At 43.7% G+C, this 16,275-nt stretch carries 8 protein-coding genes, 2 rRNA genes and 1 pseudogene; 5 read left to right on the plus strand and 6 right to left on the minus strand.

Features of this window, described 5'->3' with window-relative positions; translation table 11 throughout:
• Positions 1-228: 228 nt before the first annotated feature.
• Both CTT31_RS19295 and rrf read left to right on the plus strand, forming a co-directional pair.
• Positions 229-3,112, plus strand: a 23S ribosomal RNA gene (locus CTT31_RS19295).
• A gap of 117 nt (positions 3,113-3,229) precedes the next feature.
• A 5S ribosomal RNA gene (rrf, locus tag CTT31_RS19300) occupies positions 3,230-3,343 on the plus strand.
• 111 nt (positions 3,344-3,454) lie between these two features.
• Here rrf and CTT31_RS19305 read toward each other — a convergent pair.
• Positions 3,455-4,494, minus strand: a pseudogene (locus CTT31_RS19305) (IS630 family transposase).
• 328 nt (positions 4,495-4,822) lie between these two features.
• Entirely contained in the window at positions 4,823-5,680 is an 858-nt protein-coding gene (rlmF, locus tag CTT31_RS19310) for a 23S rRNA (adenine(1618)-N(6))-methyltransferase RlmF (RefSeq protein WP_260492817.1), read from the minus strand.
• Positions 5,681-5,855: 175 nt separating this feature from the next.
• On the opposite strand from rlmF, the gene CTT31_RS19315 reads away from it, so the two are divergent.
• The gene (locus CTT31_RS19315) at positions 5,856-6,776 is read left to right on the plus strand and encodes an alpha/beta fold hydrolase (protein WP_260492818.1); all 921 of its coding nucleotides are present in this window, start codon (positions 5,856-5,858) and stop codon (positions 6,774-6,776) included.
• On the opposite strand, the gene CTT31_RS19320 is transcribed toward CTT31_RS19315, so the two are convergent.
• Together CTT31_RS19320 and CTT31_RS19325 are read right to left on the minus strand one after the other, a co-directional pair.
• Positions 6,718-8,184: a tetratricopeptide repeat-containing sulfotransferase family protein gene (locus CTT31_RS19320; RefSeq protein ID WP_260492819.1), complete on the minus strand. Its 1,467-nt coding sequence runs from the start codon at positions 8,182-8,184 to the stop codon at positions 6,718-6,720. The genes CTT31_RS19315 and CTT31_RS19320 overlap by 59 nt on opposite strands.
• Before the next feature lie 98 nt (positions 8,185-8,282).
• Positions 8,283-10,880: a TonB-dependent receptor plug domain-containing protein gene (locus tag CTT31_RS19325; RefSeq protein ID WP_211857306.1), complete on the minus strand. Its 2,598-nt coding sequence runs from the start codon at positions 10,878-10,880 to the stop codon at positions 8,283-8,285.
• Between the two features lie 532 nt (positions 10,881-11,412).
• Between CTT31_RS19325 and CTT31_RS19330 the strand changes: the two genes are divergently transcribed.
• Together CTT31_RS19330 and CTT31_RS19335 are read left to right on the plus strand one after the other, a co-directional pair.
• Positions 11,413-11,787: a hypothetical protein gene (locus CTT31_RS19330; protein WP_010379229.1), complete on the plus strand. Its 375-nt coding sequence runs from the start codon at positions 11,413-11,415 to the stop codon at positions 11,785-11,787.
• A 55-nt stretch (positions 11,788-11,842) separates the two neighbouring features.
• Positions 11,843-13,204: a leucyl aminopeptidase family protein gene (locus CTT31_RS19335; RefSeq protein WP_260492820.1), complete on the plus strand. Its 1,362-nt coding sequence runs from the start codon at positions 11,843-11,845 to the stop codon at positions 13,202-13,204.
• A 263-nt stretch (positions 13,205-13,467) separates the two neighbouring features.
• Here the strand turns inward: CTT31_RS19335 and CTT31_RS19340 are convergent, their stop codons facing one another.
• The gene (locus CTT31_RS19340; protein WP_211857302.1) at positions 13,468-14,940 is read right to left on the minus strand and encodes an aminoacyl-histidine dipeptidase; all 1,473 of its coding nucleotides are present in this window, start codon (positions 14,938-14,940) and stop codon (positions 13,468-13,470) included.
• Between the two features lie 97 nt (positions 14,941-15,037).
• Positions 15,038-16,108 carry a ketoacyl-ACP synthase III gene (locus tag CTT31_RS19345; RefSeq protein ID WP_211857300.1) on the minus strand — a complete coding sequence of 357 codons (1,071 nt, stop codon included), beginning with the start codon at positions 16,106-16,108 and terminating at the stop codon, positions 15,038-15,040.
• Positions 16,109-16,275: the final 167 nt, after the last annotated feature.

The raw sequence follows: 16,275 nt of genomic DNA on the forward strand, positions 1-16,275 counted from the left end.
TGATTGTTGCTTGGCCGGATGGCTAAGTGATATTGCTCTTTAAAAATTTGGAAAAGCTGAAAAATTAAATTCTGATAGATAACGTAAAGTTATTTGTCGAGTTTTCGAAAGAAAATGCCGATTAATCATTTCGATGATTAATTAGCGTCTACTTTAGTATTCAATATTAACTTCTGGCGAAGTTAAACTGTCTTTGACAGTACAACTTAAAACTATTTTGGGTTGTATGGTTAAGTGACTAAGCGTACACGGTGGATGCCTTGGCAGTTGGAGGCGATGAAGGACGTACTAACTTGCGATAAGCCTAGTCAAGCCAGTAAGAGGCGCTTGAGACTAGGATTTCCGAATGGGGAAACCCACCTGCTTGCAGGTATCGTTAACTGAATACATAGGTTAACGAGGCGAACGCGGAGAACTGAAACATCTAAGTACCCGTAGGAAAAGAAATCAACCGAGATTCCGAAAGTAGCGGCGAGCGAAATCGGACCAGCCCTTAAGCTTTAGTGTAGTTAGTGGAACATGTTGGAAAGCATGACGAAACAGGGTGATAGTCCCGTACACAAAAACTTATCTAAAGTGAAATCGAGTAGGTCGGAGCACGTGAAACTTTGACTGAATATGGGGGGACCATCCTCCAAGGCTAAATACTCCCAACTGACCGATAGTGAACCAGTACCGTGAGGGAAAGGCGAAAAGAACCCCTGTGAGGGGAGTGAAATAGAACCTGAAACCGTGTACGTACAAGCAGTAGGAGCCTACTTGTTGGGTGACTGCGTACCTTTTGTATAATGGGTCAGCGACTTATATTCTGTAGCGAGGTTAACCATTTAGGGGAGCCGTAGCGAAAGCGAGTCTTAACTGGGCGCTTAAGTTGCAGGGTATAGACCCGAAACCCGGTGATCTAGCCATGGGCAGGTTGAAGGTTGAGTAACATCAACTGGAGGACCGAACCCACTAACGTTGAAAAGTTAGGGGATGACCTGTGGCTAGGAGTGAAAGGCTAATCAAACCGGGAGATAGCTGGTTCTCCCCGAAATCTATTTAGGTAGAGCCTCGGACGAATACTTACGGGGGTAGAGCACTGTTAAGGCTAGGGGGTCATCCCGACTTACCAACCCTTTGCAAACTCCGAATACCGTAAAGTAATATCCGGGAGACACACGGCGGGTGCTAACGTCCGTCGTGGAGAGGGAAACAACCCAGACCGTCAGCTAAGGTCCCAAAGTGTATGTTAAGTGGGAAACGATGTGGGAAGGCTAAAACAGCTAGGAGGTTGGCTTAGAAGCAGCCACCCTTTAAAGAAAGCGTAATAGCTCACTAGTCGAGTCGGCCTGCGCGGAAGATGTAACGGGGCTAAACATACCACCGAAGCTACGGCTGCAGACTTTGTCTGCGGGGTAGGGGAGCGTTCTGTAAGTGGCTGAAGGTGTGCCGGGAGGCATGCTGGACATATCAGAAGTGCGAATGCTGACATGAGTAACGACAAGAGGAGTGAAAAACTCCTCCGCCGGAAGACCAAGGGTTCCTATCCCATGTTAATCAGGGTAGGGTGAGTCGACCCCTAAGGCGAGGCTGAAGAGCGTAGTCGATGGGAAACGGGTTAATATTCCCGTACTCGGTATGAATGCGATGGGGGGACGGAGCAGGCTAGGCAAGCATGGCGTTGGTTGTCCATGTGAAAGGCTGTAGGCTGGTGACTTAGGAAAATCCGAGTTGCCAAGGCTGAGAGTCGAGACGAGCCACTAAGGTGGTGAAGTTGTTGATGCCCTACTTCCAGGAAAAGCCTCTAAGCTTCAGTTCATACTGAATCGTACCCTAAACCGACACAGGTGGTCAGGTAGAGAATACTAAGGCGCTTGAGAGAACTCGGGTGAAGGAACTAGGCAAAATTGTACCGTAACTTCGGGAGAAGGTACGCTCTTGTTTGTGAAAGACTTGCTCTGTAAGCAAACGAGAGCCGCAGTGACCAGGTGGCTGGGACTGTTTATTAAAAACACAGCACTGTGCAAAATCGTAAGATGACGTATACGGTGTGACACCTGCCCGGTGCCGGAAGGTTAATTGATGGGGTTAGCTTAGGCGAAGCTCTTGATCGAAGCCCCGGTAAACGGCGGCCGTAACTATAACGGTCCTAAGGTAGCGAAATTCCTTGTCGGGTAAGTTCCGACCTGCACGAATGGTGTAACCATGGCCACGCTGTCTCCACCCGAGACTCAGTGAAATTGAAATCGCAGTGAAGATGCTGTGTACCCGCGGCTAGACGGAAAGACCCCGTGAACCTTTACTACAGCTTGGCACTGAACATTGACCCTACATGTGTAGGATAGGTGGGAGGCTTTGAAGCAGAGACGCTAGTTTCTGTGGAGCCGACCTTGAAATACCACCCTTGTAGTGTTGATGTTCTAACTTAGGCCCCTGAATCGGGGTTGAGGACAGTGCCTGGTGGGTAGTTTGACTGGGGCGGTCTCCTCCCAAAGAGTAACGGAGGAGCACGAAGGTTTGCTAAGTACGGTCGGACATCGTACGGTTAGTGTAATGGTAGAAGCAAGCTTAACTGCGAGACAGACACGTCGAGCAGGTACGAAAGTAGGTCATAGTGATCCGGTGGTTCTGAATGGAAGGGCCATCGCTCAACGGATAAAAGGTACTCCGGGGATAACAGGCTGATACCGCCCAAGAGTTCATATCGACGGCGGTGTTTGGCACCTCGATGTCGGCTCATCACATCCTGGGGCTGAAGTCGGTCCCAAGGGTATGGCTGTTCGCCATTTAAAGTGGTACGCGAGCTGGGTTTAGAACGTCGTGAGACAGTTCGGTCCCTATCTGCCGTGGGCGTTTGAGAATTGAGAGGGGCTGCTCCTAGTACGAGAGGACCGGAGTGGACGAACCGCTGGTGTTCGGGTTGTGATGCCAATTGCATTGCCCGGTAGCTACGTTCGGAACTGATAACCGCTGAAAGCATCTAAGCGGGAAGCAGGCCTCGAGATGAGTTCTCACTTTGACTTAGAGTCAACTGAAGGGCCGTTGAAGACTACAACGTTGATAGGCGAGATGTGGAAGTGCTGTGAGGCATTAAGCTAACTCGTACTAATTACCCGTGAGGCTTAACCATACAACGCCAAAGTGGTTTATAAGCGACAGAAGTTAATAGACTAAAGTAGACAAAAGAATTTAATAGCTTTTTCCAGATTTACATTGATGAGGGAGACTTCATTGATGAACAGAATTTCCTGGTGACTATAGCGTTTTGGACCCACCTGACCCCATGCCGAACTCAGAAGTGAAACAAAACAGCGTCGATGATAGTGTGGATTACCCATGTGAAAGTAGAACATCGCCAGGGCCAAATAAGAGAAACCCGTTGCAGTAATGCAGCGGGTTTTTTGCGTTTGAAGTAAAGTACTTCCATGTAGCATCTCCCCTTCGCGCGTCCTTGCGCTCATACCAATCCATCTTAACTTTTTCCCACCTCTATCCAGTCACGTTGACACATTTTAACCACTCGTTTTGTACATGATACAAAGTCATTCCAAGCCTCACTACAACTCTCAACAATATCTTCATAACCTTTGAAACAACGATTCGCTAAATGATGCTGACGCAGCCAACTCCATACTTGCTCTATTGGGTTCAGCTCTGGTGAATAAGGAGGGAGTTTGATAATGGAGACATTATCAATATCAGTTACCAGTGATCCCTGATGCCATCCTGCACCGTCCATTAACACAACAGCATGCCGTCCAGGTGCTGTCTTCTCAGATATTTGTTGCAAATGCTGTTTCATGACACTCATATTCACCCATGGTGTGATGAGTGCTTCAGTCTGTCCTGTTGAAGGGCACACAGCGCCAAATAGATAAGCATAATCAAACTGTTGTTGTTTGACTGCTCTAGGCCGAGTTCCCTTTTTTGCCCAAAGGCGTGTCGTGGTGTTTTGCTGACCAAATCTGGCCTCGTCTTGAAACCAGATATCCACGTCATTCAGGTTGATAAATAGCGGGATCGTTTTGATCAATTCTGTTTGCAGTTTTTTTAAAGTCCTGCTGAACTTGTTCGGACTGTTTCGGGTGGCGAGAGCGGCTAGTTATCCAGCTAAAGCCTAATTTATCAAATAATTTATAAATCGCATTAGGGTGGTAAGAGACGTTAAATTCATCTTCAATGTATTGCTTTATACGATACCCTGTCAGCCTACCACCGTTGTCATTTTGACTGTATTTTTCAATATACTGGCAAAGTTGTTTCTGCTGCGCATCGTTTAGATAACAACGTTTACCGATAGGTTTTTTTAGCGTCAAGGCCAGTGAGCCCATCATTAAGGTAGCGCTTTACCCACTCATTTACCATTCTTCTGCTGACATGCAGCATGGCAGCAATTTGCGTTTTATTGTGATTATCACGGTAGTGCGCGACCGCTAAATAACGGATCTTTTTACGCGCGTCTTTTTCTGATTTAGCTAACTTGAAAAGTTCGACAGAAGTATGAGTATTCAAAGTTTATTTGTCAGTTGAAAAATAAATACAATTAGATCACAAATCATTACTGAATGGTATAAGAGAAACCCGTTGCAGCAATGCGACGGGTTTTTTGCTATGTGTGATTTGAAAATCTCGCGAGGTGAACTCGCTCCCACTCCCACTCCCACCACAGTATCAGCAAAGTGTAATATGGTAGGAGGTGGTTTACCCGCCGATGGGTTGTAATGAAGTTCCGGCAAAAAACCATGTACATCAAAACCCGTTGCAGCAATGCGATGGTTTTTTGCTATTTGGGGTATAGAACGTCTCGCAAGGTGGACTCGCTCCTACCATATACACATTGCTAGGGTTTGAAAAAACTCCAGGCGATAAAACGGCTTGACTTATTACCTTGTTCCATCTCGATCACTTTCACTTGCTCGGCAGCGACCTGTTTAAGTTGTTGTTTAAGTGGTTTTACGTTGTCTTTATTCGAGATTAGGGAAGTAAACCAGTAAACTTGCTCTTTGAAAGTGACACTCTCAGAGATCATATCCAGTATAAAGCGCTTTTCTCCACCTTCACACCATAACTCTTGAGCTTGGCCGCCAAAGTTTAGCGAGGCTTGTGGTGCTCGGTTAAGGTTTTTCCACTTTCTTTGCGTGCCCTTGTTTGCATCTGCTTCACTGGCATGGAAGGGCGGGTTACACATTGAAAAATGATAAAACTGGTTTGCTTTTATTATCGTTTTAAAAAAGTGATTAGGTTGCTTTTGTTGCATCACTTTTACCGGCAACTTATTTAGTTCTGCGATGGTTTTGGCACACCTCACAGCAAGAGGATTGATATCAGTGGCAACAAAGCGCCAGTTATACTCTCTTGATCCTAAGATGGGGTAGATCAAATTGGCACCAGTGCCAATATCTACACCTTGCACCTTATCGGGCAAGTTACTTTCATCTAACAGATCTTTCAGCGCATGGATATAATCTGCTCTGCCTGGAACCGGGGGGCATAAAAATTGTGCGGGGATATCCCAAACTTGTATATCGTAGTCTGACTTAAGCAGTGCTTTATTCAACAGTTTTACGGCATCTGGATTGGTGAAGTCGATGCTTTTTATGCCATCAGCTCGGTTGTAAGTAAAATTCTTTAAAGCGGGTTCAATTGCTATAAGCTTGTCTAGATCATAGCCTGAATTATGCTTGTTTCTTGGGTGCACAGGATTCTTCGAATAAATAAAAAGGATTATAACACTTTTAATCGAACGCTTAAGTCTTGAATACTGGCTTTATCTTAAAAGCATATCAACCCTTTATTTGCCCAGTTTAAAAGTTTACTTATCAATCAGTCAACTGGTACGATGAGGCTAGTGTTCAAAGAATAAAAACAAAGAAATGATAGCGCAAAAATCACTATTAGTAGATATAGCAGATGGACATAAACTCCACCTCAGATATATAGCGAAACCGGATAGTAGCGGCCCCGTTGTGTTTTTTATGCATGGTGCGGTTGAAAATGGCAAAATTTTTTATACTGAAAGCAATAAAGGGCTAGCGCCTTTTTTAGCTGAGCACGGCTATCGCTGTTTTGTTGGCGATCTTCGTGGGCGAGGAGAGAGTATTCCTAAAATCGACGCTGAAGCGGATTATGGTCAAACTGAATCAATCTTGCACGAAATCCCTGAAATGCTGAATTTTATCGAACGATATACCGGATCTAGAGCACAATATTGGATTGCGCATTCTTGGGGAGGTGTATTGATGAATAGTGTTTTTGCACGCTTTCCTGAAGAAATCCAGCATGTTAATGCATGTGTCTATTTTGGTTCTAAGCGTAGTTTACATAACAATCACCCGAGCAAATTACTGAAAGCAAACCTAATATGGTTTAACGTTGCGCACTATTATTCGAAAAAGCATGGATACTTACCTGCAAAAAGACTTGGTTGGGGGAGTGATGATGAGTCTTTAAAGTCACATGCTCAAAGCGCTGACTGGGCACAGAAGCACCCATGGGTTGACTCCGATGACGGTTTTAATTATGCCGCAGTATTAAAAGACATGACGTTACCTCCAATCTTGCACATTGCGGGCGTTAAAGATAAAGCACTAGCACAACCTGTCGATATTCAAGCATTTATTCGTGAATCGGGAAAGGGGATACAAGAACTCAGAATTTATGGAAAAAAGCACGGCCATCGGCACAATTATGGGCACATAGACATGTTAACCCATAAACATGCGTGTGATGATCAGTTTAAAGATTTGCTGGCGTGGTTTGATCGCTTTGCGGTTGAGCAATCATTTTCTCAATAAACGCTTCATAGCGCTGCCACTTTTCTAGTGGCTGCGTGCTGATTGGCTTTCTGACCTGCGCCTTACTTAAGGTATGCACCGGCTTTTTAGATTTGTGAAACTCCAAGCATTCAGGTTCGTATTTTTGATATAAAAAGCTTAAGCATTGTTTGATGGACTTTTCAGGCTCTGCGATAAGTTGTTCGTAACTGAGCGTAAAAATATCTCTTTTCATAAATTGGTTAAAATGTGACATCAAGTCGCTTTGCGCTTGCGCATACAAGGCAAATTCACTTAAAGAGCAAAAGTAGGGCTCGCTTTCGGCGAAGTGATTACTATAGACCGACCAGGCTGTCGCATTGAGGTTACGAGTTAAATGAATAATTCGTGCCTCAGGGAAGAGCTTGTGGATTAAGCCTAGGTTTTGAAAATTAGCTGGAAGTTTATTGATCACCACTTCTTCCGGCACTCGATGCCGCTTGATCTCGTCGACATAGAGTATGCGGCAATGATCTAACATAGAGTTACTTAGTTGGTCTAAACAAGCAGGGAACTCTGCATTATTGCGTTTACTGAGGTAAGGGACAATTTTATCGCTGATCACGGTATTCTCGCCTAGTGTACCAACATGTGAATGTTGCACTAGCATTTGTTCTAGGAGAGTCGAACCAGTTCTTGGCAAACCAACAATAAAAACAGGCGTAAATGTAGTCTTAACCCTATCACTAGGTTTATCAAAAAACGCTTTGCCGCAATGCTGTTTGATTGATTCAAAAAATGGCAGCATGTCTACAGTACGAAACTCGCTCATCAGCAGCTGTGTATCATTCGCTAAAGCATAGTTATCTTGAGCTGCATTAAAGTTACCTAATTGTTCATGACACTTAGCAAGAGCATAGTGAACCACTGTTTTTAGTCTCGGTGCTTCAAACTCATTTTCCAACTTTTCTAAAATCGTTAAGTATGCAGGTAATTCTTTGGCTGAGGACATCTGTACCAGTTCGTACAGCATAAAGGCCGTCACAGTACTATGAGGACAATCTAACCCCGCTTTAAAGACATTTTTAGCTTGTTCAATAAAGCCATAGTCCAGATAAAATTGACCAAGTTGGTAATGGGCTTGGGCATTATGTTTTGCCACGCTTAAGGTGTATTCAAGTACGGTTTTTGCGTCAACAGGTGAACCAACGGCTAAAAATGCATCGGCCAATGCGAAAAGCGGCTCGAGCATTTTTGGTAAATGTTCGCAGGCTCTTTTTAAATAGTAGATTGCGTTATCATACTGCTCTAAACGCATGCAAATGCGGCCTAAACCAAATAGAGCAGGACCGTTGTTAGGTGACTGTTTAAGTACAGACTTGTACATAAACTCAGCTTCTCTAAGCTTATTTTCGGCCAATAATTCGTTGGCTCGCTTTAATAACAACATTTTTTTATTCAGAGTTAACTACTTTGCTATATAGGATAAAAATAAAAAGGCGAAATAGCTAATGCTAGTTCGCCTTTGTTTCTGGGTTACAGTAAAAGTTAGAACGTATAGGTTGCTTTCACATAGTAGAAACCACCATTAATACCATATGGTGAAGTTTCATAGTATTTGCCACCCCAATTGTTATTTGGGATACCTGTAGCGTCAAAGAAGTCTAGTTCTTCAGCGTCTTGGTCAAAGATATTATTTGCACCAACAGATAGACTGATTGAATCTGTTGCAAAGTAGGTAAGCTCTGCATCAAATGTGATTGTCGCGTCCGCTGTTTTTGCTGTTGCATCATAATCGACGTGAACGCCTTGGTATTCGCCAAAGTAGTTCATACGAACAAAACCTGAGAAGTTATCCCATTGCTGTGCCCAAGTTAACGTGCCTCTGTGCTTCGGTAAGTCGTTTTCTAAACGAGATACCTTGAAGTCACCTGTGATAGCAGAGAAGCGATCAACTTCGGTTTCATTCCAGTTGTATGCTGCACTGAATGTTGCATAGCCACCAAGCATATCCATAGAGTAGTTACCAACTAAGTCGATACCTTGAGTCGTGGTATCGAAGTCGTTAGTGAAGAAGCTCACCTGCGCCAAGTTATCAACGTTAGGAACACCCGCCGCTTTAAGGGCTGCTTTGTCAGCATCACTTAAAACGATTTTTTCAGACTGGCTTAGACGGTCAGTTACTTCAATGTTGTAGTAATCTAAAGTAATAAATAAGTCGCCAGAGCGATATACCGCACCTAGTGTATAACTTTCTGACTCTTCAGGAGTCAATTCAGTACCACCAAGCTGCTCTGAAACAGGGTTTGTTGGTGGTAATAGTGCTGAATCTACCAATACACCACTGCTTAAGTTTGTCTGCACGTTAGACACGTTAGCTTGACCTACCGTTGGCGCGCGGAAACCGGTACTGATTGAACCACGAACCGAGAAGTCTTCGGTAACATGATATTGACCTGTGATCTTAAAGTTTGTAGTCGAACCAAATGAATCGTAATCTTCGTAACGAAGTGCCCACCCCATCATAAAGTCTTCAGTAAATGGTGTTTCAATATCTACATAAGCGGCATAGTTACGACGAGTGTATTCTCCTGCTGCAGAAGGTTTAAATCCAGGGAAACCATTTGAACCTATGCCAAAGCCTTGTTCAGTCAGCGGTCCTGCAATAAATGATGCTTCGTCACCTGAAAGTACTTCGAATGTTTCTTCATGCCACTCAAGACCTGCTGCAACGTTTACATCGTAAGCTAGGTCAAAATCATAGCCTTTTGACACATCGAAATTAAAATTCTTTTCCAGTTGGATGTATTTACCTGGGCTGAAGTCCATTGGTGTATCAGCGCCAAGAGAGGCATTCACAGTATTAGTGATGAAATAACGTGATTCGTTACGGCCCACCGAGCCACTCAAATCCCAAAAACCGCCTTCAAGGAAACCATCTTTAAATTCCCCTTCAACACCAATAGTTAGAGAGGTATCAGTGATGTTACCACCAAAGTTTGGAGTGAAGCCGCCAGGTAAAATTTCATTAAAGGCAAAACAGTTTCTACCTAACTCTGTATCAGCTGCAATTAATTGATATGCTGGGATATTCGCTACATTTTTATCCGTTAGATTAACGACTGGACACTCGATACCAACACCTACGCCATCTAGGTCGCCTACAAGTAAGGTTTCACCACCGTCGTTAGAATAAACACCTGGACGGGTTTGAGGGTTTCGATAATAGAATCCGCCTTTAACGTCTCGCTCAGAGTAGTTACCAAACATATAGAATCGAGCATTGTCAGTGACGTCTACACCAACATTACCAAAAATACTGATATCGTCTTTGATTTCTGGTGCACCCCAAATTTGCGCTGGGTCACCAACGCCCTCAACTCCGGCACCAATGTATGCTGCTGCGTCAGGACGTTGAACACTGCGGCTAGTCGCATCCGCTTCTTTGTACTGAAAGCTTAGGTTAGCAAATCCATCGTCCGTAAATGGCAGACCTACGTTACCTTCGATCACCGTCGTATCGCCGTCACCTTCGTAATATTCACCTTGACGAATAGAGAAAGATCCCCCTTCGCTTGCGTCTTTAAGTACAAAGTTCATTACACCTGCGATTGCATCTGAACCGTACTGTGCTGCTGCACCATCACGAAGTACTTCAACTTGTTTCAGTGCGATACTAGGGATCACTGAAATATCAGGACCTTGAGCACCATCGTTAATACCACCACCTAAAAAGGCAATAACCGATGAACGATGGCGACGCTTACCATTTAACAAAATCAGCGTACTGTCAGCAGGCAATCCGCGTAGGTTAGCTGGCCTTACTAAAGTCGCTGCATCGCTGATAGGGTTCGCGTGTACGTTCAAAGACGGTACTGATCCTTTCAGTAACTCGAGCATGTCAGAACCTGCCGCCTTTGACATATCTTCTGCACCGATGATGTCGATAGGTACCGGTGACTCGCCCACAGAGCGAGGCGCCGCCCGAGAACCTACAACGGCGATTTTTTCGACTTTTTCATCTGCTTTAGCTTTTGTTTGATTGGCTTCTTCAGCCATTACGGTAGTGGTAAGAAGTGAAGTAGTTGCTGCTGAAGCGAGCGCGAAGCGAATTGCACGGCGCAGCGTGTTACTTTTTAGTTTCATCCTGTTTCCCCAGTTGATTGTTGTTGTCATACCAATAAAAAAGGTCATTTATAATATTTTTACCTTTAATACACATATAATTTAATTTGCTATGTGTTGGCAAGCGCTTTTTTAAAATTAGCAGTGATTTCTGAAACTGCAACTTTCTTAATAACTTTTTGTTTAGGCTAAGAAGAATTACAAAATCCGCATGGTAAGTTATTGTTGAAAATGAACTTTTGAGTACTTTAGCTGCTTTTCTAGATAAACACCCAGCAGCTTAAAATTTGTTGTTACAAAATTTGGCGAGTTTACTGAAATTTCATTATTCAGTTTTTGTAGATTAATTGAACAGTGCTGAACGCTAGTCTTTGTGTGAGTGATTATTGTACAGTTTTGTGTGGTAATTGAGGTTGATTTTGTTCTAGTTCGTTGTTTTGCACACTTTACGTATAACTTTACTCGCTAGAATAGGTAATTTGTACCAATGGCTAATAGCTAAAGTGCTAAAAATTTTGATAGACTCTGGACAACACTATCTTTGAGTTTATTAATGAAACTGATCAAAGTTGTCCATAAAGCACCGATGCGCGTTGCTCGGATCAGTAAACGCAGACAGCAAATAAGATTGCGCAGAGCAATGATTGCGCTCAAATGCGCACTAGAACAAGAGAAACAAGAAACGAAAGAAATGCTTGAGATATACAAGCGATATACTTTGGGGCGAGCGCATAAGGCTGAACTAAAAACAGCAAACGCCCAACTTGTAGATATTCTCAAAGGGTTAGGACTGGGTGTGTTTGCAGTTTTACCTTTTGCCCCCATTACCATTCCGATAATCGTAAAGGTTGGTCAATTAGTGGGCGTGGATGTTTTGCCTAGTTCATTCAATTTGAAAAAAAAGCCAACAAAAACCAAGGAACAGTGAATTTTCTTTTTAGCCTTGGTAATCTAAGTACGAACATAATAAATTTGAGGCCTACATGAACAACCTACTCGTTCACTCTGCTATGGGTACACCCATTTCTATCTTCTCCGCTGCAGAATTAGCGTCATGGCAAGCGCAGCAGTCAAGTACGACACAGCTTTTCGTAAAAACCGCACAACTTCAGTCGCAAAAAACCATTCTTATTCCGAATGCTGATTCTGGAGAAGTGGAGCGAGTTATTGTTATTGCTGAAGACAATGATTTTTGGCTATTGGGCGATCTTGCAAAGCAGTTACCAAAAGGCACTTACTTTATTGATATCGCTTCTGAGCAAGTTGAGAGTCACGCTATTGCGTTTTTACTGGGGGCGTATCAATTTTCTGCTTATAAAGAATTGCCTGCGATTGTCGCAAAGCTTGCTATCGAAGATGCCAATATACATGCCAAAGTAAAAGCGGCTGTCGAGTCTATTTATCTTGCAAGAGATCTTGTAAACACACCAGCTGCCGATATGATGCCTCAGCACATGGCTGAAGTAATGGAAGAACTCGCAGAGCAATATGGCGCATCATTTGAGCAAATCATTGGTGATGAGTTGTTAGAGCAAAACTACCCAACGATCCACATGGTCGGCCGTGCGAGTGACAATGCTCCGCGTTTGCTTGATTTACGTTGGGGTGATGAAGACCACGCAAAACTCACTTTAGTTGGGAAAGGCGTATGTTTTGATTCTGGTGGTCTGGACTTAAAACCTGCGTCTGGGATGCGTAATATGAAAAAAGACATGGGTGGAGCGGCTCATGTTATCGCGTTGGCCAATATGATTATGGCGGCAAAACTGCCTGTTAGATTACGCGTACTTATCCCTGCAGTAGAAAATGCGGTGTCTCGCAACGCCTTTAGGCCAGGTGATGTGATCAAAACACGTAAAGGTATTACGGTTGAAATTGATAATACCGATGCCGAAGGACGCTTGGTTTTATGTGACGCATTGGCTGAAGCGCAAACAGAAGCGCCAGAGCTATTGATCGATTTTGCAACCTTGACAGGTGCGTGTCGCATCGCCCTTGGCACTGAACTGCCTGGTTTTTATTCTACAGATCAAGCGATTGCTTCTGAGCTAATGGAAATTGGTCTGGGTAATGCGGATCCTATTTGGCAACTGCCTTTGTTTGATCAGTATAAGGCGCTATTCAAGAGCGATATCGCAGACATTGCTAACTGTGGTTCGACGCCGTTTGGTGGCTCAATAACAGCAGCATTGTATCTAAAAGAATTTGTTGAGCCAGCCACGACACCTTGGCTACATTTTGACGTGATGGCATGGAACGTAAGAGCATTACCGGGTAGACCTGTTGGTGGTGAAGCATTGGGTCTTAGAACTATGTTTAGTTATCTTGAGAAAAAGTTTAGCTAATAGTAGAGATTTGAAATCTACAAAAAGCCCAGCTATGTCAGCTGGGCTTTTTGTTTACTTAAAACAACATGATTTCAGGGTAATTATACCAATTTACTTAGTTAAGTGGTCTATTTTTAAGCAAGAAAACCTTGCCGATAGCCCGGCAAAAATTTTGCTATTTAGTTGTTCTAAATGATAAATTTTTAACACAGCTAGCGTCAGATTTAATCCCTCAAATTGAGCAAGTATTAAGTCAAATTGGTATTGGTTTTGGATTAATTTTACTGCTTTTCAGGAATGTTCTCTAAGATCCCTTTCATTTGCTGCCAATATAGACCAACGCTTGAAATTTCTACTTTTTCCTCAGGAGAGTGAGGAAATTTGATGGTTGGACCAAAAGAAATCATATCCATGTTCGGGTAAGGCTCTTTGAACAAACCACATTCAAGGCCAGCATGAATAACCATTATATGCGGTTTTTCACCGTAGATTGATTCATACATATCACGGAAAATAGCTAATACTTCTGAGCTTGGATCAGGCTTCCAGCCTGGGTAAGCACCACTAAATTCAATATCAGCTTGCGTCAGCTCAGCCAGTGAACGCAACATACCCTCGACATCACTGCGACCAGAATCAATTAATGAACGGATCAAACATAGGACTTCTAGACTGTTATCTGTAGTAGAAATTACGCCCATATTAAGTGAGGTTTCAACAACACCTGGAATATCGTCGCTCATACGTATAACACCATTAGGGCAAGCATTGAGAAGCGCTAATACTTTGCTTTCGGAAGCTTGGCTCATTGGCAATGAGTTACTCGTTGAAGTGCTGAGCGCAAATGTGATCCCGGTTTCTATGGCACATAATTCTTGCTTAATGATGGTTTCATAAGCTTCAATCAGCGCTTGGAACTCGCTTATTTTCGCTTCATCAAAACTAATGACTGCGTATGCTTCGCGCGGAATTGCATTGCGTAGGGAGCCGCCTCTGACTTCGATAAGTCTTAGATCAAAGTCTGCGATATGGTGCTTTAAGAATCTTGCAAGCAATTTATTGGCGTTGGCACGGCCGGTGTGAATGTCGACACCCGAGTGTCCGCCGCGTAAGCCTTTTAGAGACAACTCAAAGATTTGATGGTGTTTAGGTAACACTTCTCGCGCGAGTTGTAGAGTTAAGGATGCATCTACACCACCTGCGCAGCCCATGTAGATCTCGCCTTCTTGCTCGGAATCGGTGTTGAGCAGGATTTCACCGTCTAACCAGCCAGATTGCAAACCAAACGCGCCACTCATACCTGCTTCTTCATCAACGGTTAGCAACACCTCAAGTGGACCGTGCTTGATATCGTCAGCGTCTAATACGGCTAAACATGAGGCCATGCCGATACCATTGTCTGCACCTAACGTCGTGCCAGTTGCAGTTACCCAGCCATTATCAACATACGGCTTGATTGGATCGGTAACGAAATCGTGAGCTGTATCATCATTTTTTTGTGGCACCATATCAATGTGCGCTTGCAATACAACAGGCTTACGATTTTCCATGCCGCTCGTCGCAGGCTTTTTGATGAATACATTACCTGTTTCATCACGACGTACGTCTAAATTTTTGCTTTTAGCCCAGTCAACAATAAAGCTTGCTAGCGCTTCTTCGTGTTTTGAAGGGTGGGGAATAGCACAAATTTGGTCAAAAAACTTCCAAATTGTTTGTGGTTCTAATTGACTGATCTCGGTATGCGCTTTGAGCACAGTAAACTCCTTGGATGAGAGATAATAATATTGCAATATTACCACCCACCCAAGGGCAAGATCGAGCAATTAACCCTAACTCGGGAGAATAGGTTAGTTATTGAGCTTGACTTGCGACCACTGCTGGTGCAATCAATTCAAGGCCTGTTTTATCGCAATCAGGTAAACGTGCATCCGACAACGCAATTGGGGTCGTTCTTTCTCCCCATTTCAAATAGCTGGCAGCCCAGGTTAATCCTGCGCCAAATGCCGCCGACATAATATTAGCGTGTGGCTTAATAAGACCATTTTCGACAGCTTCACACAGTGCTATTGCAATCGTTGCAGCTGAGGTATTACCATACTTGTCGATATTAACCATGACTTTATCATCTGCAATTTCCAAGCGATTTTGGATAGCTTGAATGATACGAAGATTAGCTTGATGCGGGATAAGCACATCTATATCGTCTAATGAAAGTTGTGCTTGGTTGAGTACATCATCACATGCTTCACTCATACCTTTTACAGCCCGCTTGAAGATTTCACGTCCCTCAAAAGAGAGATCAGAAGGTCCGGTGCCTGCACAGCGATCCATATCCGTACCATAGTTTGGAATGTGTAATATACTTCTATCTGTGCTATCACAGCCAGTTTTGGTGCCTAATAGTCCGGTTGTTTCGTCACTTGCTTCAAGCACGACAGCACCTGCACCATCGCCAAATAATACTGCGCTGTCACGCTTTGCCCAGTTTACATACCAAGTCATACGCTCAGCTGCAACAACGACTGCTCTTTTAATCATACCGGCTTGGATCTGTGCGGTAGCGTTTTGTAGTGCATACAAAAAGCCCGAACAGGCCGCATTGGTATCACATGCTGCAGCACCAACAGCGCCAATATTTTTTTGTACTAAAGAAGCTGTATTTGCCACCATAGTTGACGGTGTACAGGTGGCAAGTAGCACAAGATCGATATCTTTACCTTCAAGCCCTGCACATGCCAAAGCGTGTTGACTGGCCACCGTTGCAAGCTCAGCAGTGCTAACATGGCTAACGCGTCTGGATTTGATACCTGTTCTCGTACTTATCCATTCATCATTGGTGTCAACGATAGTGCTAATTTCATCATTACTGATGCTAGCTGGTGGAATACACTTTCCCCAGCCCGTGATTTTTGCATAAACCATAGTGTCTCTTAATCTAATCCGACCAGTTGGCCAATTTTTTATTTATACCAAATCCTTCACGGTATTGCCATAAAAGCGTCGCAGAGGTTCGTATTAGCGCGATATAACTGACCTCGATCACACCTATTTTTGTTAGATTAGGTATAATTCTTTTATCTTAGCTTAGC

This window comes from Pseudoalteromonas maricaloris, assembly GCF_024746855.1.
GTDB lineage: Bacteria > Pseudomonadota > Gammaproteobacteria > Enterobacterales > Alteromonadaceae > Pseudoalteromonas > Pseudoalteromonas maricaloris.